Raw genomic sequence first — 17,487 nt, 5'->3', positions numbered from 1 at the left:
ACGGTTTAACTCGGATCTAATCGATATGAAAGCAACTCAAAATCTGGGGTATATACAAATGTACCGTAGATTATGCCATTTCCTTTAATTAAATAATCAATAATGTGATAATCTCCTGGCGCCATTGCTAAATCATCAATTTTATCAAATGTATGCCAACCAATGATGCCTTCTTCGCTCTCTAGTTTGTTTTCTCCTGCAAAATCTGTCGCTAAAAAGGAGAACATCATCCATTCAGAAACAACTTTATCACCTTCTTGGATGACAAAGGTGAAGACCCCCTTTAACGCTGGGTTTTTCAAATAAATACCTGTTTCTTCGCGATATTCGCGAACAACGGAATCTCTTACAGTCTCACCACGCTCCATTTTCCCGCCTGGTGCAACCCACCAATTCCGGCGAGGTTTTTGGAGTAAGAGTACTTCATTATCTCTAATTAACACACAGTTTGTCACTCTTTGCATGTTTCTTCACCTCAGCTACTTGCAGTAAAATTCCTCACTGCATACTTCTTTCATTATACTATCAAAAACAGTTTGCTACAACGAAGGAGCCAGTCCTCTTTCGCTAAGCATATGCTACTCAGCAATTTTAAAAAAGCTTTCTATAACAAGCAATGTAAATGCTTAGACTTTTAATGAATAGCATGAAAAATCCCCTTAACGCTTTTTATCGTCAAGGGGATTAAAGTACTTATTTCTTACCGAAATAAGTAACAATCGCAAATCCTAAAATAAAGGTAATGATTGAACTTATAATTGAAAATCCACCAGTCGGAATCCCTGGGAATACAATTACAATCGAACCGATTACAAGTCCAATAATTGCCGCAAATGTCATACTTTTATAACGATCTAATAAAAAACTAATGCCTTTACTACTTACAACAAATCCAACCATAACACCAGCACCGATAACCACGATTAAAGGTAAATTAAGTGTAGTTAAAGCGTTAATTGCTGTTGGATACACACCAATAATTAATAAAATAAACGATCCACTAATCCCAGGAAGCAGCATGGCCATACTAGCCATCCATCCTGCGAAAAATAAACCAATTGCATTTAAAATTGTTAAAGTCGTAATTGGATCTGCTGCCTTATCTGGTTTAAAGAAAGCTGTAATCGCAACAAGAATTGCTGCAACTATTAATAAAACGATGTGCTTACCTTTAAACGACGACTTTGCATCAGCTTCCCTCATTAACATCGGTAATATACTAATAATTAAACCGAGGAAGAAAAATTGAGTCGGTTCATAATGATTTGCAAGTAAATATTTAATAACGTGACTTAACGTTAAAAATGCCGCTGCCACACCAGCTGCAAGGGGAATTAAAAATCCTAAATGTTTTTTCCATTCACGACTAAAGAATCCACTAATTGCCGCAAGCAATTGTTCATAAATCCCTAACACAACAGCGATTGTACCGCCGCTCACACCAGGAATTAAATCACTAACGCCCATACAAAATCCACGATATATATTACGCCATTCCATACTGAATAAATTCCTCATTTCTTATAGTGATTTTTTCCGTAAAGTCCAGTATATCAATAAGAAAGCTTATAATCCTTATATTTTTTGACAAAATTTTGACATTTTCACACAAAAAAAGAAGAAAGCTCCTGTCGGTAGCTTTCTTCTCAAAAGGTATATTATCCCTTATTTTTCTGATACAGTTTTTAATTCCTCTAATAATTCTTCTACGTAATGTTGTGCACTTTGCGCTGCAATACTACCGTCACCTGTTGCAGTTACAATTTGACGAAGCATTTTTTCACGAACATCACCAGCTGCGAAAATACCAGGGATTTTCGTTTCCATACGCTCGTTCGTTTCAAGGTAACCATTTTCATTTGTAATACCTAGTTCAACAAATGGTTTTGATAAAGGTAACATACCGATGTATACAAATACGCCGTCAGTTTTGACTTCTTTCTCTTCTCCACTATTTACGTCCACAAGTGTTACACTTCCTACTTTACCACTTGCTTCGTTGATTTCTTTTATAGTGTGATTCCAAATGAAATCTACTTTTTCGTTTTGGAAAGCACGGTCTTGTAAAATTTTCTGTGCACGAAGCGTGTCACGACGGTGAACGATCGTTACTTTTGATGCGAAGCGTGTTAAGAACACACCCTCTTCAACAGCAGAATCTCCGCCACCAATTACGATAAGCTCTTTTCCTTTAAAGAATGCTCCGTCACATACTGCACAATATGATACACCGCGGCCGCCAAGTTCTGTTTCACCCGGTACACCAATTTTTTTATACTCTGCACCGCTTGCAACGATAATTGCACGTGCTTTATATTCTTTTTTACCAGCAATAATTGTTTTGTATTCTTTACCATCGATGACTTTTTTCACATCACCGTATGCATATTCAGCACCAAATTTCTTCGCATGCTCAAACATTTTATTTGATAAATCTGGTCCTAAAATAGACTCATAACCTGGGTAGTTTTCTACATCTTCCGTGTTTGCCATTTGGCCACCTGGAATACCTCGCTCAAGCATTAATGTGCTTAAATTTGCACGAGATGTATATACTGCAGCTGTCATACCAGCTGGTCCTGCACCAATAATAACGACATCATAAATTTTTTCTTCTGACACACTATTCACTCCTATCCATTCCTACACAATTAAGTTACCCTCATTATACTGTTAGCATCATTTTTTTCCCAATGATTTGCTTATCTTATGTGTGCGTACGCTTAACAGCTTGCACATACTTTCGGACAGTCGCTACAGATACATTATATACATCTCCAAGCTCCGACTGTGTCATTTTATTTCCTTGTTCGCCGCGTACAATGTATTCAATCGCAGCTGACCAGCCGTACACATTTGTAAATATGTCTCCAGATGTATATAAACGTATGAACGTACAAAACCAAAAGTGTAAACACTCTTCAATTAATTCATCATCTTTTTTCGTATAATTGTATAATGCATCCGCAATTCTCGCGCACTGCTCAAATTGCTGTAAATCAGCTGGAATACTCTTATGACTATTAAGTAAAAAGAAGTACTTTGCAAGTTGCGATACGATGGGAACACCGTTCTTCGCTTGCGTTATATCAAAGAAGAATCCAACCTTCTCCGGCGTTGACAATTCATTCATTAAATATAAAGCTAGCATTTGTTCTTCTAGCGTCGCACTTTGCTGAAATGATTTTCGTAATTCTTCAAATAACACATTTTGCCCTTCATCTGCTAAATTCAGCGCATTCCACGGTTCTTTTCCCTTTTTATCAGGATGTAATTCCACGACATATTGCCACATTTTTTCAGCTAGTTGCTGGTCTTTCACCATATACGCAGAATATGCAAACCAATAATAAAAACTAACGTCTCCCTCATATCCTTGACGCTTTAATAGTTTGAACCACTTATATGCATGCTCGAAATAACCAATTGTTGCGAGTGTAGTTCCCAGTTTCAAACGATGTTCAAATGAAATCGGATATACCGAAACTAGCTGTCCCGCTAATGCCTCTACTTGTTTATGCTCTCCAATTGAATATAGAAAAATAAGCGTATTACAAAGCGCATGTATATTGCCAGGATTTTTCTCTAAAATCATTTCTGTTAACTTCAGTGCTTTGTCTACATTACCAGATTGAAAATGTGCAATGGCTAAATTATTATGACCTGACCAAAATTCCGGATAATCTTTCGTAACAATTTCTAATGTAGCAATTGCTTCTTCCAATTGTCCATTACGAATATAGCGATTCGCTTCTTCCTGCATAACAATTAAATCATCTTCATCTTCAATCTCTTCCGCACCCATTGCTTCTTCTTCCATAATCTCAAGAAGTTCTAATGTATCTTCTACGAATTCCTTCTCTTTTGCAACTTCTAAATAACGATCTGCATATTTCTTCGCCTGTTGAAATAACCCCATATATGCATAATTATTTGCAATAAAATAATAGCACTGTTCAAGTTCTGGATTAGATCTAACTAACTTTAAGAAGATTTGATTCGATTCTTGATATTCACCAGCCTCAGATAATACTGATGCTAATTGACATAAAATAAACGGCTCCTTCTCACTTTGTGCCGCTCTTCGAAAATATTTAATTGCATCTTGCAATTTTTGTCCTTTGTAAGCTCTCATCCCTTTTTTATAAAAGAAGTCCGCTAATTGATTAAAAGAGATAACTTGTCCGTTCTCCTTATATATCCTTTGATTTTTCCCCATATATCCTCCAGTTTTTTGTTTTCTTCGTTCACACATTCTTCTATCTATAAGTATAAACGATTCCGTAAAAAACAAAACAGTATATTATACTCAATTATTTCCTTTTTATTCATAAAAAAAGAGGAGAAATGTTACATTTTCACCATGAACCTTCTCTTGCGGTCATTTGCTCTTTCGTATAAATAATACGCATTGGATTTCCACCTACGAAAGCACCGCTCGGTACATCTCTATGAACAAGTGTGCCAGCTGAGACAATCGCACCGTCTCCAATGTTCACACCTGGTAATATTGTTACATTCGCTCCAATCATTACTTCATTTCCAATGACGATTTCGCCAAGTCGATATTCACGAATTAAATATTCATGTGCTAAAAGCGTTGTGTTATAGCCAATAATCGAATTCTCTCCCACAGTTATCTTTTCTGGGAACATAATATCCGGCATTACCATAAGCGCAAATGATGTTTTCTTTCCTACTTTCATCCGTAAAAAAGTGCGGTACAACCAATTTTTTACGGATAAAAATGGCGTGTAACGCGCAATTTGGATAATAATAAAGTTTTTCATTACCTTCCAAAAAGACACTGTTTTATACACATTCCATAACGAATTTTCTCCTGAAACAGGATAGCGCGTTGTCCGTCGCACTTAGCTCGCTCCTCTACTAACTTACTTGGACCTTTATGAACGGTTCATGTTAGACAAAATCGGTAGCAAATCACTCATTTTATCTAGCATAAAGTCCGGCTTGTAAGCCTCTAAATACGCTCTACCTTTCAACGTCCATGAAACCGCAGCTGTTTTCGTCCCCGCATTTTGACCACCGACAATATCATGATGATTATCCCCAACCATCAATGCCTCTTCTGGTTTTGCATCTAATAATTCAAGCGCTTTTTGAAGTGGCTCCGGATGTGGTTTCACATGCTCTACATCATCAATTGTCACGACAACATCAAAAAATTCATCAAGCTTTGACAACTGTAATCCCATCTCAACGGTTTGTCTCGCTTTCGTTGTAACAATACCAACTTTATAACCTTGCTTCTTCAACTCTCGAACTGTTTCATATACAGTTTCATATTCTTCTACTAATTCATCATGATGATCATGGTTAAATTTCCGATAGCTAGTAATCATCTCTTCAACCTTACTTTCATCAATCTTGCTGAAAGTATCATGCAAAGATGGACCGATAAATGGCAACACATCTTCACGCTTATATTGATTTGGATAATATGTATTTAAAGTATGTAAAAACGAAGAAATAATAAGTTCATTTGTATTAATTAAAGTTCCATCTAAATCAAATAACACGGTATTTATTCTCATCGCCTTAGTCCTTTCGCCTTCCTGAATATGAAAGAAGCAGCATCTTATAATAAGATGCTACTTGTCTCTAATTTTCTAAATATCTTTTATCAGCTTGCCCCATTTTTCGTCTCACAATAATGAAAATAATAGAAATAACAACAAGTCCAATTGACATTACTTGTGCAATACGAAGTGGTCCTAGCATTAAACTATCTGTACGTAAGCCTTCTACGAAGAAGCGTCCTACTGAATACCAAATTAAATATGTGAAGAATAACTCCCCGCGACGTAAATTCACTTTTCTTAATGCAAGTAGTAAAATTACGCCTGCAAAATTCCATAATGATTCATATAAAAACGTCGGATGATAGTACACACCCTCAATATACATTTGATTAATAATGAAATCTGGTAAATGAAGACCTTCTAAAAACTGTCTCGTTACTTCATCACCATGCGCCTCTTGGTTCATAAAGTTTCCCCATCGGCCAATTGCTTGTCCTAGTAAAATACTTGGTGCAGCAATATCTGCCAACTTCCAGAAGGAAACCCCGCGTCGTTTCGCAAAAAGAACACCTGTAATAACAGCCCCGATTAAACCACCATGAATCGCCAAACCACCTTGACGAATATTAATAATTTGACTCGGATTTTGTGCGTAATATTCCCATTCAAAAATAACATAGTACATTCTCGCAAAAAGAATAGCGATCGGTACTGCAATTAATACAAGGTCAACAAATGTATCTTTTGGAATACCTAGCCTTTCTCCCTCGCGAGTTGCCAGCCAAAGACCTAATAGTACACCTGTACCGATAATAATCCCGTACCAATACACAGGAAACGGCCCAAGTTGGATAGCTACACGGTCAAGCTGTGGTACAGAAGCTAACAGCATATGTATATGACCTCCCTCTCCAAAGTTTACTCCTGATTTCCTAACTCAATTGCACTCATTAATCGTTCAGAGAACTGCTGTGCTGCATTGACTCCCATACGTTTTAAACGGAAGTTCATCGCTGCTACTTCAATAATAACAGCCAAGTTTCGACCAGGACGAACTGGAAGTGTAATCTTCGTAAGCTCTGTATCAATAATTTTCATCTTCTCTTCATCAAGACCTAAGCGATCGTAATTTTTCTTTTGATCCCAAATTTCAAGATTAATAACAAGTGTAATACGCTTATAATTTCGTACTGCCCCTGCACCGAATAACGTCATAACGTTAATAATACCTAGACCACGAATTTCTAATAAATGCTCGATTAAATCTGGTGAACTTCCGACTAACATATCTTCATCTTCTTGACGAATTTCCACACTATCATCCGCAACAAGACGGTGACCACGCTTTACAAGCTCAAGAGCTGTCTCACTTTTACCAACACCACTTTGACCTGTAATTAAAACACCAACGCCGTAAATATCTACTAACACACCATGCACAGCTGTTGTTGGTGCTAACTTACCTTCTAAATAGTTTGTTAAACGACTTGATAATCTCGTTGTCGTTTGAGAAGAACGTAATAAAGGCATACCTGATTCACGTGATGCTTGTAATAACTCATCTGGTACATCTTGATTACGAGTTACAATAATACATGGCGTCTCCTCAGTACAAAGCGCTTTCATTCTCTCTTGTTTTTGCTCTGACGTTAACGTGTCAAAGAAAGTAAGCTCCGTTTTACCAAGAAGCTGCACACGATCTGCTGGATAATATGTAAAAAACCCTGCCATTTCAATTCCAGGTCGTGATAAATCACTTGTATCAATTGGACGATGAATACCTTCTTCACCACTGATTAACTCCAATTGAAATTGTTCAATTAAATCTTTTGTCCTTACTTTCGGCATATGTATAAACCTCCACTCCGCTGCGGGTTCAGTCTCGTTTGATGTAAAATTCCATTCTATCGGATATTGTACCATTTTTTTCTGAAAACAAGAAATACGGTTTCTAATAAATAGAAAAAAACATTTCATACGAATAATGAAATGTTTTTCTTTTTGTCACTTTCTCTTTTTTTCATATAGAGGCTCAACAATTGCCTTTTCAATTATCATATTAAAAATTGAAATACAAATTGCCGCAACAATCGCTACACCAAATCCTGATATATTAAAAGCATCTCCTAATAATGAATCTGCTATTTTTAACGTAATCGCATTAATAACAATTAAGAAGAAGCCGAAAGTTACAACAGTAATTGGTAGCGTAATTAAAATTAAAAATGGCTTTACGAACACATTTAAAACCGCCAATATAATACTCGCAATAATTGCAGTTTGTATATTTGCTACGTAAAATGCATCTGGTGCAATCCCTTTTAAAAGTCCCGATACAGCGATTAACACAACGCTATTTACAAGAAGTGATACAATCCATCTCATTTCGTTACACATCCTTTTAAACATATATATTTCATCATACGCTAATAGATAAGAAACGCAAGTATGATACGAACACTTATATCAACTTATTCTATCTTTCATGCTTGTATACCTACTAACATTTCTTAGTAAAATAAGGGCCGCACCATCTATGTTCATGAGTTTTTACAAAAGTCCAAGTGAACTCCTTATCTACAATATAGATATCACCCTTATACATATCGTCCCTCTCACACAATATATCATCCATATGTAACAAACTCGCATCCTTTATTAACAGTACCTCATCACAGTGTTGGTAGAAAATGTAGCAATCCTTTTTCACTTCATTATGAAACGCGTTCTTTGCTTCTTTACCCTCTAAACACTTCTTTTTCTCATAACTAAATATGTGCCAAAGATACCCACATCCATACTTATCTCCATAAAGAAAAATGTCTTCTTTTTCTTCATCACTTAAATGATTTGCAAAGTGATCCTCCCAGCGCTTTCGAAAATATACACCCCAACTTTGAAACTCTCTTACTTTCATATTTTTCTTCCTTAACACCTCTAAAAACTTCATCTTCTCCCCCTATACAATAAAAACCGAGCGTCATTTCCACCCGGTTTTCATCAATAAACTTATTGCGATAATTCTACTTCTTTTATTTTCTCTTTCATTCTTGCTTTATCACGATTTAAAATCTCTTTTAAATATTTACCTGTGTACGAGCGCTCTTCTTTCACTACTTGCTCTGGCGTTCCGGAAGCAACGATTTGTCCACCTTTATCTCCACCCTCTGGTCCAAGGTCAACTATATAATCAGCTGTTTTTATCACATCTAAATTATGTTCAATTACAAGTACCGTCTCACCGCTCTCAACAAGACGTTGCAGCACTTCTAGAAGACGTGCAATATCATGCGCATGCAAACCAGTCGTTGGTTCATCTAAAATGTATAACGTACGTCCTGTAGAACGACGGTGTAATTCAGAGGCTAATTTCACACGCTGTGCTTCCCCACCAGATAATGTTGTTGCTGGTTGACCTAATTTCATATAACCAAGCCCAACGTCTACAAGCGTTTGAAGTTTACGCTTAATTTTTGGGATATTAGCGAAAAACTCTACTCCATCTTCAATTGTCATCCCTAACACTTCAGAAATATTCTTATCTTTATATTTCACTTCTAACGTTTCACGGTTGTAACGTTTACCATGACAAACTTCACACGGAACGTATACGTCTGGTAAGAAGTGCATTTCGATTTTAATAATTCCATCACCACGGCACGCTTCACAACGTCCACCTTTTACATTAAAGCTGAAACGTCCTTTTTGATATCCGCGCACTTTCGCTTCATTCGTTTGTGCAAACACATCACGAATATCATCGAATACACCTGTATACGTCGCTGGATTAGAACGTGGTGTACGACCGATTGGTGATTGATCAATATCAATTACCTTATCTAAATGTTCAAGACCTTTAATCTCTTTATGAGTACCTGGCTTCGCTTTCGCTTTATATAACTTTTGAGCTAGCGATTTATATAGTACTTCATTAATCATCGTACTTTTACCAGAACCAGATACCCCTGTTACCGCTACAAACGTACCAAGCGGGAATGACATTTTCGCATTCTTTAAGTTATTCTCTTTTGCGCCGACAATCTCTACTTTACGTCCATCACCTTTACGTCTTTCAAGTGGAACTGGAATAAACTCTTTACCGCTTAAATACTTCCCTGTTAATGAATTATCATCTTGCATCACTTCAGCCGGCGTCCCTGCTGAAACGACCTGTCCACCGTGAATACCTGCACCAGGCCCTATATCAAGTAAATAGTCAGCAGCCATCATCGTATCTTCATCATGTTCAACAACAATTAACGTATTACCTAAATCGCGCATTTCTTGCAATGTACGAATAAGACGATCGTTATCACGCTGGTGTAAACCAATTGAAGGTTCATCAAGAATATAAAGTACGCCAGTTAGACGAGAACCAATTTGCGTCGCTAAACGAATACGCTGCGCCTCACCACCTGATAAAGTTCCTGCGGCACGACTTAACGTTAAATAATCTAAACCAACGTTCACTAAGAACCCAACGCGCTCCTGAATTTCTCTTAAAATTAAATGAGCTATTTTTTGTTGCTTCTCCGTTAGCTCTACATTCGAGAAGAATTCTTGTACTTCTTGAACTGAATACTTCGTTACGTCAGCAATCGTTTTATTGCCAACAAATACAGCTAAGCTCTCAGGCTTTAAGCGTCCACCTTTACACTTCGGACAAGCTTGTTCTGCCATATACTTTTCCATTTGCTCACGAATGTAATCGGAGCTCGTTTCACGATAACGACGTTCAATGTTTGGAATAACACCTTCAAATAAAATCTCATTTTCCTTTACTTGACCAAATTCATTTACATAGCGGAAATAAACCTTCTCTTCCCCGCTTCCGTACAACACTTTATCAAATAAATCTTTCGGTATATTTTTCACAGGCACATCCATATCAACGCCGTAGTGATTACATACAGATTGTAAAAGTTGCGGGTAATATTGTGAACTTGTCGGTTCCCAAGGTGCAATTGCATGTTCATTTAATGATAAATCCCAGTTCGGGATAACAAGCTCTAAATCTACCTCTAGCTTTGAACCAAGTCCATCACAAGAAGGACATGCTCCGAACGGACTGTTGAATGAGAACATACGCGGCTCTAATTCTCCGATTGAAAAACCACAATGCGGACAAGCATGATGTTCACTAAATAGAAGTTCCTCTTCTCCCATTACATCAATTAACACTCGGCCTCCGCCAAGCTTTAATGCACTTTCAAGTGAATCAGCAAGACGGCTTGCGATTCCTTCTTTTACAACAATACGGTCAATTACAACTTCAATGGAATGCTTCTTATTTTTATCTAACGTAATATCCTCAGATACATCAAGCATTTCACCATCAACACGTACACGAACATATCCTTGCTTCTTAATATCTTCAAGTACTTTCACATGTGCACCTTTACGCCCAGACACGATAGGAGCTAACACTTGTAATTTCGTACGTTCAGGATATTCAAGAACACGGTCTACCATCTGCTCTACTGTTTGTGATGTAATTTCAATCCCATGATTTGGACAAATTGGCGTACCAATTCGCGCAAATAATAAACGTAAATAATCATAAATCTCCGTTACCGTTCCGACAGTTGAACGTGGATTACGACTCGTCGTTTTTTGATCGATTGAAATCGCTGGTGACAATCCTTCAATCGTGTCCACATCCGGCTTATCCATTTGTCCTAAAAACTGGCGCGCATACGCAGATAATGATTCTACGTATCTGCGCTGCCCTTCTGCATAAATCGTATCAAATGCTAATGATGATTTCCCCGAACCAGACAATCCCGTTACAACGACAAGCTGATTTCTCGGAATGGTTACATCAATATTTTTTAAGTTATGTGCTCTAGCACCTTTTACAACGATAAAATCCTTGCTCTTACTCACTTTTTTCACCCTTCCGCTTTTAATTCTAATAGTAAATCTCTTAGTTCAGCTGCACGCTCGAAGTCTAACGCTTTTGCTGCTTCTTTCATCTCTGCTTCCATCTTCGCAATTGTCTTTTCGCGCTCTTTTTTCGTCATTTTCTTAGAAGGAGTTGCTTCGTATGTTTCTGTCTCTTCAGCAGCTGTCGTTGCACGGATAACATCACGAACGCCTTTTTGAATCGTTTTCGGTGTAATACCATGCTCTTCATTGTAAGCTTCTTGTATACTACGACGACGCTTCGTTTCTTCAATCGCAATCCCCATAGATTTCGTTATACGATCTGCATACATAATAACGCGGCCGTTTTCATTACGCGCGGCACGACCAATTGTTTGAATTAATGAACGTTCTGAACGCAAAAATCCTTCCTTATCAGCATCTAAAATAGCGACAAGTGATACTTCCGGAATATCTAATCCTTCTCGCAATAAGTTAATGCCGACAAGTACATCAAATTTACCGAGGCGAAGATCACGGATAATTTCAATACGTTCTAACGTTTTAATTTCAGAGTGAAGATAGTTAACTTTAATTCCTACATCTTTTAAGTAATCCGTTAAATCCTCTGACATTTTCTTCGTTAAAGTCGTAATTAATACACGTTCATTTTTTGCAATGCGATCTTGAATCTCTCCTAATAAATCGTCAATTTGCCCTTCAATTGGTCGTATATCAATTGGCGGATCTAAAAGTCCTGTTGGACGAATAATTTGTTCTATTACTTCTGGTGACTGCTCTAACTCGTACGGTCCTGGCGTTGCCGAAACATAAATAACTTGATTCGTTTTCTCTTCAAACTCATCAAACGTAAGCGGCCTATTATCTAAAGCCGATGGCAGACGGAATCCATGATCCACAAGCACTTGTTTACGTGCTTGGTCACCGTTATACATCGCTCTTACTTGCGGTACTGATACGTGCGACTCATCCATAACGATTAAGAAATCTTTCGGGAAATAGTCTAATAACGTATACGGCGTTGCCCCCGCTGGACGAAGTGTTAAATGACGGGAGTAGTTTTCAATACCTGAACAAAAGCCCATCTCGCGCATCATTTCTAAATCATAACGTGTACGTTGCTCTATACGCTGCGCTTCTAACAACTTACCGTTATCATTTAACTCCTTTAAACGCTCTTCTAATTCTTTTTCGATATTTTCAATAGCGACCTTCATTTTCTCTTCACGTGTAACGAAGTGAGATGCTGGGAAGATTGCTACATGATCACGTTCTGCTAATACTTCACCTGTTAACGCATTTACTTCACGAATACGATCGATTTCATCACCGAAAAATTCAATTCGAATACAATGCTCATCAAGTGATGCCGGGAAGATTTCAACTACATCTCCGCGTACACGGAATGTACCACGCTTGAAATCAATATCATTACGTCCATACTGTACATCAACAAGTTCACGAAGCAATTGATTGCGGTCTTTTTCCATACCAACTCGAAGCGAAACAACTAGCTCGCGGTATTCTTCTGGAGAACCTAAGCCATATATACACGAAACACTCGCAACGATAATTACATCGTCCCGTTCAAATAATGCAGACGTTGCCGAGTGACGCAATTTATCAATTTCATCATTAATCTGCGCATCTTTTTCAATAAACGTATCTGTTTGCGGCACATACGCTTCTGGCTGATAATAATCGTAGTAACTAACAAAATATTCAACTGCATTATTCGGGAAAAAGTCTTTCAACTCACTATACAACTGCCCTGCTAACGTTTTATTATGAGCCATAACAAGTGTTGGCTTTTGCACTTCTTTAATGACATTTGAAATCGTAAATGTCTTACCCGTTCCTGTCGCTCCAAGCAACACTTGCTTTTTCTTTCCACTATTAATTCCCTCTACAAGCTTCTCTATAGCTACCGGCTGATCACCTTGCGGGGAATACGCTGAGACAATTTCAAATTGACGTTCCAAGAAAATCCGACCTCCTCATAAAAATCTGTATTATTATTTTACCACGAATACCTATAAAAAACCTAAAAAAACGAACAGATATTCGGTAAAGTTTTCGACAATATACACATAGAAAAAGGAAGGAGTAAATACTTCCTTCCTCTACTAATTCTATTTTTCAGGTACATATACTAAGTCATATCCATTGCGCCCAGCTTCATTCATACAATCTATTAACCGATAAGTACTTTCTGATTCGCGCTGCTCTTTAACAATACCTTTACAACTATCTTTATGTAACCCTTTATCCTTCCCAGCAAATTTGTCTTTTCTATTATCTGACACATAAAATATATCGTTCCCACTATACTCTAACGTTTGAAAAATCGGGTCCCCTTCAAGGGTATACTGTACAATTCTTATTTTATCAACTTCCCTTTGCTCGACATTCAAAACGAACTTTTCAAATTTATCTAGATTGAGAATTCCTGCTCCCTTTACAATGACATCATTCTTCTTATCAATTGTAGTGCTAGATGGTGAACATGCTACTAAACTAAAGAGAAATAGACTTATAAAACTGGTTCTTTTTCCTATTGTCATCCTCTCCTATAAAAATTATTTGTATACCAGAAAAGCTACTTTCAATTATGAAAGTAGCTTTTCTTTTCCTTTCTCCTTCTTCGGAAAAATCACATATGAAAATGAAATCGCTGTATCAACTAAAAATATAATCGCCCACACTTGACTCACGCGACTTGCAGCTTTATTTAAAACGATTCCCGATTCTAACCAATTACCCCATTGTTCAAATGGAATAAATCCATACGCGAAGAAAAAGAATATGTGCACACCAACGAATAAAACAAGATGTAATACCCAATTTTTTATTTCCTGCTTTGCATAGGCCATACCTGTTAATTCTACCTGTTCTTCAATAATAGGCGCCGGTTCATTACGCCATTTCGCAACTGATTTTTGTAAAAATATATCAAGCTTCTTTAAATCCTTTTTCCCGTAGAAAACTGCATATAATAAAATGATTACAGTAATAATCTGAAAGTTAGAGAACTTTCCTGTTTGATAATAGTCCACTACCCCTAAAGTTAAAATAAATACTTCATTTACGAGGAGTACAATCCCCATAATAAAACTCGCTCTTTTCAAACGGAATCCGTAGCGAAGTAAAAAGAAACCGATAGCTGATAACCAAAATACAATTTCTGCCCCAATTAAAAAATACCAACGATATTCTGCGAGTATACTCATTTATCCTTCTCCCTTTCATCATAAATACGAAAAGCCTCATCCATATATGCTAAAAGTTCTTCTTCAATTGGATACATGCTCATTTTCTGTGAATCTTCCTTCGATTTTCTAACTTCCCATAACTTATCTAAAAACGCTTCGTCACCATTAGCCATTTCTAAACATTTCTGCATTAATTTCTTCGTTGCCTCTTGTACTTCATCACTTGCGACTTCTTTACCGTCTTTCATAAAAGTACGTAATTGCTTTAATAAATCTACCCATTCTAAAACATTCGGATCTTCCTCACTCATATTTGGCAAATTCTGAAGCAATTTTTGTTCTTCCTTTGAAAATACTTCATTTTGAAATATTTCACGTATACGAGGAGACTGTTTTGAAAGCTGAATAAGTTCAAACATAACTTTCCAATCAAGTTCTCCCTCTACATCTACCGAATAAACAACTGCTTGTAAAACACGCTCCATTCGATTAAATTTCTTTTGTTCTTCCTGTACAAACCGAAGTTGTTTTTCAAGCGAATTTTTTAAATCCAGCTCACCTTTTACTAACATATTCGCAGCTTCTTTTAATGAAAATCCCATTTCTTTCAAAAATAAAATTTGTTGCAAACGAATAACGTCATTTTCACTATATAACCGATGTCCACCCTCTGTTTTTCCGCTCGGCTTTAATAAATCTATTTGATCATAATAACGTAGTGTACGTACTGTAACCCCTGTTTCTTTCGTCAATTCTTGTATTGAAATCACTACCATCACCTCTTCCCTCTCATTATAAAAGATGACGTTACGTAACTTTCAAGCGTTTTGTAAAAAAAATACAAAAAGCTGTTTATACAAAGTGTATAAACAGCTTTTATGGAAATAACCCCTTTTGTATGGCGCGCCCACAAAATAAAATAAGTGCCCCAACAACAACACTCGTTGCCGTTTTATGATAATGGGCTAATAATAATAAATAATACGATAAACCTACAGTACCAATCATAATACAAATGCTTGGCACTGGATTACGAGAAAAGTTTTGCATTCCCCAAAGAAGCGAAAATATAGCTGTAGCGACACATAACACCGGTAATCCCATCCCAGTTCCCCTTTTTCTATCTATTATTCTTTGTTGCTAACACGCTCGTTGATGCGATGCTAATTAATAAATCAAAACCAATCCTTATATATTTAAACGTTTACTCTAATTGAAATCTCTCAAGCTTATCATTTATTTTCTTTCTCCTTACTCCAGCGTAAATATTTCCTCCACCTTCACTCCAAAATACTTGGCGATTTTTAAAGATAACTCTAGACTCGGATTGTAATGATGGTTTTCAATCGCCACTATCGTCTGCCGCGTCACCTGCATCGCCTTTGCCATTTCAACTTGCGTTATATGATTTTGCTTTCTTAACTCTTTTATTTTATTTTTTACACCCATAGGCTCCACCTTCAAAAGTAAAGATATCTTTACTTAAATTATAAATATTTTCCAGTTATAAGTAAAGATATCTTTACAAATTTTAGAAAAACGTTTCACTGAACACCTACTCTAATAAAGTACAAGAGTAATTCAATTTATATCAGCGCAACTTAAATTATATCGGCGATTTCCCAAATATATCAGCGCAACTCCATTTATATCGGCGATTTTTCAAATATATCGACTTACCGACAAATATCGACATCCGTAGCGCTACTATAATCATAAGAAAAAGCTGTCCCCAAATACCTTCGGGAACAGCTTCTTCCTACTACATAAATCCTAACGCATATACAAGAACGTATCCAAGAACCGATAAGCAAACCGAGCCAATCAGCCCCGCCACGAACGCTTTGCTTCCTAACTTACGGAACGTTTTAAACTCTACATTTAAACCAAGTCCTGCCATCGCCATTGCGATTAGCATATAAGCAATGACAACAATGTATCCCGCAACAACTTCTGGAATAATCCCGAGCGAATGCACGGCACTCATCGCTAAAAATCCGAAAATGAACCATGGAATTGGAAGGTCGCGCCACGATCTTTTTTCCTTGCTTCCTTCACTCTTTCCAAACCATAATCCAATTAAAATTGCTACTGGTACGAGCATTGCAACGCGCGTTAACTTCACGATAACTGCGATGTCTACAGCTGTACTTCCTCCTGGCGCCGCAGCTGCGATAACATGAGCAATTTCATGCAGCGTGGCCCCTGAGAATACACCGTAACCATATGGAGATAGGCCAAGCACTGGATATAACAACGTATAAATAAGCGTAAATATCGTACCTAAAATAGCAATAATTGCAGCCCCAACTGCCGTTTCATCATCTTTTGCTTTCACTTGCGGCGCAATTGCCACGACCGCTGCCGCCCCGCAAATTGCTGTACCACATGCGGTTAAAATCCCAAGTTTCTTTTCTACCTTAAATACTTTCGTTAGTCCATATACAACGAAAATCGTAAATGTAATAACAACCGCTGCGATGACCAATACTTTCGGCCCTGCCTTCGCAATATCAACAAGATTTAATCGCATTCCAAGTAAGATGATTCCAAAGCGCAGCAACTTCTTACTCGCAAAGTTCGTCCCTGCAATCGCATCTTGAGGGACTCCAATTGCCGCACGCCAAACCATCCCAATTAGAATAGCAATTACTAATTGTCCCATAATATTTAAAAATGGAAGCTCTGCTAAATATTTCGCGGCAATTGCGATTAATAGCGTAATCCCAATCCCTTGCGAAAATCCAAAACGCTTCTTCTTTTGTATAACAAGTGTTTGTTCCATTTTGAACCACTCCAATAATCGTATTGGAACATGCATGTTCTTTCTACTTACATTATAAGAG

The 17,487-nt window shown here is 37.3% G+C and carries 18 protein-coding genes; all 18 read right to left on the bottom strand.

Translation table 11 applies throughout. The features are described from left to right. Window positions 1–5: 5 nt before the first annotated feature. The 18 genes from ACQGSG_RS02390 to ACQGSG_RS02305 all read right to left on the bottom strand — a co-directional run bounded on the left by ACQGSG_RS02390 (window position 6) and on the right by ACQGSG_RS02305 (window position 17,426). Window positions 6–464, bottom strand: a complete 459-nt coding sequence (locus ACQGSG_RS02390) for an NUDIX hydrolase (RefSeq protein ID WP_001190080.1) — start codon at window positions 462–464, stop codon at window positions 6–8. A 229-nt stretch (window positions 465–693) separates the two neighbouring features. Then, complete coding sequence (locus ACQGSG_RS02385) at window positions 694–1,500, bottom strand: DUF368 domain-containing protein (RefSeq protein WP_000455196.1); 807 nt, start codon at window positions 1,498–1,500, stop codon at window positions 694–696. A 165-nt stretch (window positions 1,501–1,665) separates the two neighbouring features. Beyond that, window positions 1,666–2,622: a thioredoxin-disulfide reductase gene (trxB, locus tag ACQGSG_RS02380; protein ID WP_001288079.1), complete on the bottom strand. Its 957-nt coding sequence runs from the start codon at window positions 2,620–2,622 to the stop codon at window positions 1,666–1,668. A gap of 85 nt (window positions 2,623–2,707) precedes the next feature. After that, window positions 2,708–4,219 (bottom strand): tetratricopeptide repeat protein, encoded by a 1,512-nt coding sequence (locus ACQGSG_RS02375; RefSeq protein WP_000517720.1) that lies wholly within the window; start codon window positions 4,217–4,219, stop codon window positions 2,708–2,710. Window positions 4,220–4,358: 139 nt separating this feature from the next. Then, complete coding sequence (locus ACQGSG_RS02370) at window positions 4,359–4,871, bottom strand: acyltransferase (protein WP_048655512.1); 513 nt, start codon at window positions 4,869–4,871, stop codon at window positions 4,359–4,361. Between the two features lie 33 nt (window positions 4,872–4,904). Beyond that, on the bottom strand, window positions 4,905–5,555 hold the full coding sequence (ppaX, locus tag ACQGSG_RS02365; protein ID WP_002097946.1) for a pyrophosphatase PpaX: 651 nt from the start codon (window positions 5,553–5,555) through the stop codon (window positions 4,905–4,907). A gap of 67 nt (window positions 5,556–5,622) precedes the next feature. Then, a complete protein-coding gene (gene lgt, locus ACQGSG_RS02360) occupies window positions 5,623–6,435 on the bottom strand; it encodes a prolipoprotein diacylglyceryl transferase (RefSeq protein WP_000922850.1) in 813 nt (270 codons plus the stop codon). Window positions 6,436–6,461: 26 nt separating this feature from the next. Next, a complete protein-coding gene (hprK, locus tag ACQGSG_RS02355) occupies window positions 6,462–7,391 on the bottom strand; it encodes an HPr(Ser) kinase/phosphatase (RefSeq protein WP_001127250.1) in 930 nt (309 codons plus the stop codon). A 156-nt stretch (window positions 7,392–7,547) separates the two neighbouring features. Continuing rightward, window positions 7,548–7,928, bottom strand: a complete 381-nt coding sequence (locus ACQGSG_RS02350) for a phage holin family protein (RefSeq protein WP_001267308.1) — start codon at window positions 7,926–7,928, stop codon at window positions 7,548–7,550. A 115-nt stretch (window positions 7,929–8,043) separates the two neighbouring features. Then, window positions 8,044–8,493 carry a DUF4275 family protein gene (locus ACQGSG_RS02345; protein ID WP_000670206.1) on the bottom strand — a complete coding sequence of 150 codons (450 nt, stop codon included), beginning with the start codon at window positions 8,491–8,493 and terminating at the stop codon, window positions 8,044–8,046. Between the two features lie 59 nt (window positions 8,494–8,552). Beyond that, window positions 8,553–11,429: an excinuclease ABC subunit UvrA gene (gene uvrA, locus ACQGSG_RS02340; RefSeq protein WP_000045583.1), complete on the bottom strand. Its 2,877-nt coding sequence runs from the start codon at window positions 11,427–11,429 to the stop codon at window positions 8,553–8,555. A 5-nt stretch (window positions 11,430–11,434) separates the two neighbouring features. Continuing rightward, window positions 11,435–13,411, bottom strand: coding sequence for an excinuclease ABC subunit B (gene uvrB / locus ACQGSG_RS02335; protein WP_000441060.1), 1,977 nt, complete (start codon window positions 13,409–13,411; stop codon window positions 11,435–11,437). Window positions 13,412–13,561: 150 nt separating this feature from the next. Continuing rightward, the gene (locus tag ACQGSG_RS02330) at window positions 13,562–13,993 is read right to left on the bottom strand and encodes a DUF4362 domain-containing protein (protein WP_098877227.1); all 432 of its coding nucleotides are present in this window, start codon (window positions 13,991–13,993) and stop codon (window positions 13,562–13,564) included. Window positions 13,994–14,038: 45 nt separating this feature from the next. Continuing rightward, window positions 14,039–14,659 carry a hypothetical protein gene (locus ACQGSG_RS02325; protein ID WP_098877226.1) on the bottom strand — a complete coding sequence of 207 codons (621 nt, stop codon included), beginning with the start codon at window positions 14,657–14,659 and terminating at the stop codon, window positions 14,039–14,041. Then, on the bottom strand, window positions 14,656–15,417 hold the full coding sequence (locus ACQGSG_RS02320) for a MerR family transcriptional regulator (protein WP_000260337.1): 762 nt from the start codon (window positions 15,415–15,417) through the stop codon (window positions 14,656–14,658). The genes ACQGSG_RS02325 and ACQGSG_RS02320 overlap by 4 nt, the downstream gene beginning before the upstream one ends. A 100-nt stretch (window positions 15,418–15,517) precedes the next feature. Continuing rightward, entirely contained in the window at window positions 15,518–15,745 is a 228-nt protein-coding gene (locus ACQGSG_RS02315; RefSeq protein ID WP_000524139.1) for a hypothetical protein, read from the bottom strand. Between the two features lie 147 nt (window positions 15,746–15,892). Beyond that, window positions 15,893–16,090 (bottom strand): helix-turn-helix transcriptional regulator, encoded by a 198-nt coding sequence (locus ACQGSG_RS02310; protein ID WP_000538364.1) that lies wholly within the window; start codon window positions 16,088–16,090, stop codon window positions 15,893–15,895. Window positions 16,091–16,403: 313 nt separating this feature from the next. Further along, entirely contained in the window at window positions 16,404–17,426 is a 1,023-nt protein-coding gene (locus ACQGSG_RS02305) for a YeiH family protein (RefSeq protein WP_000438439.1), read from the bottom strand. Window positions 17,427–17,487: the final 61 nt, after the last annotated feature.

The organism is Bacillus sp. GMa5/1 (genome assembly GCF_050172015.1).
GTDB classification, from domain to species: domain Bacteria; phylum Bacillota; class Bacilli; order Bacillales; family Bacillaceae_G; genus Bacillus_A; species Bacillus_A cereus.
The sequence above is the reverse complement of the archived record's forward strand: the minus strand, read 5'-3'. Positions and strand labels throughout refer to the sequence as shown.

Bases quoted from the DNA above. Each gene is read 5' to 3' on its own strand.
- ACQGSG_RS02325 (WP_098877226.1), bottom strand. From the start codon at position 14,659: ATGAGTATACTCGCAGAATATCGTTGGTATTTTTTAATTGGGGCAGAA.
- lgt (WP_000922850.1), bottom strand. From the start codon at position 6,435: ATGCTGTTAGCTTCTGTACCACAGCTTGACCGTGTAGCTATCCAACTT.
- ACQGSG_RS02350 (WP_001267308.1), bottom strand. From the start codon at position 7,928: ATGAGATGGATTGTATCACTTCTTGTAAATAGCGTTGTGTTAATCGCT.
- ACQGSG_RS02330 (WP_098877227.1), bottom strand. From the start codon at position 13,993: ATGACAATAGGAAAAAGAACCAGTTTTATAAGTCTATTTCTCTTTAGT.
- ACQGSG_RS02305 (WP_000438439.1), bottom strand. From the start codon at position 17,426: ATGGAACAAACACTTGTTATACAAAAGAAGAAGCGTTTTGGATTTTCG.
- ACQGSG_RS02315 (WP_000524139.1), bottom strand. From the start codon at position 15,745: ATGGGATTACCGGTGTTATGTGTCGCTACAGCTATATTTTCGCTTCTT.
- ACQGSG_RS02320 (WP_000260337.1), bottom strand. From the start codon at position 15,417: ATGGTAGTGATTTCAATACAAGAATTGACGAAAGAAACAGGGGTTACA.
- ACQGSG_RS02375 (WP_000517720.1), bottom strand. From the start codon at position 4,219: ATGGGGAAAAATCAAAGGATATATAAGGAGAACGGACAAGTTATCTCT.
- ACQGSG_RS02345 (WP_000670206.1), bottom strand. From the start codon at position 8,493: ATGAAGTTTTTAGAGGTGTTAAGGAAGAAAAATATGAAAGTAAGAGAG.
- ACQGSG_RS02310 (WP_000538364.1), bottom strand. From the start codon at position 16,090: ATGGGTGTAAAAAATAAAATAAAAGAGTTAAGAAAGCAAAATCATATA.
- ppaX (WP_002097946.1), bottom strand. From the start codon at position 5,555: ATGAGAATAAATACCGTGTTATTTGATTTAGATGGAACTTTAATTAAT.
- hprK (WP_001127250.1), bottom strand. From the start codon at position 7,391: ATGCCGAAAGTAAGGACAAAAGATTTAATTGAACAATTTCAATTGGAG.
- ACQGSG_RS02385 (WP_000455196.1), bottom strand. From the start codon at position 1,500: ATGGAATGGCGTAATATATATCGTGGATTTTGTATGGGCGTTAGTGAT.
- ACQGSG_RS02390 (WP_001190080.1), bottom strand. From the start codon at position 464: ATGCAAAGAGTGACAAACTGTGTGTTAATTAGAGATAATGAAGTACTC.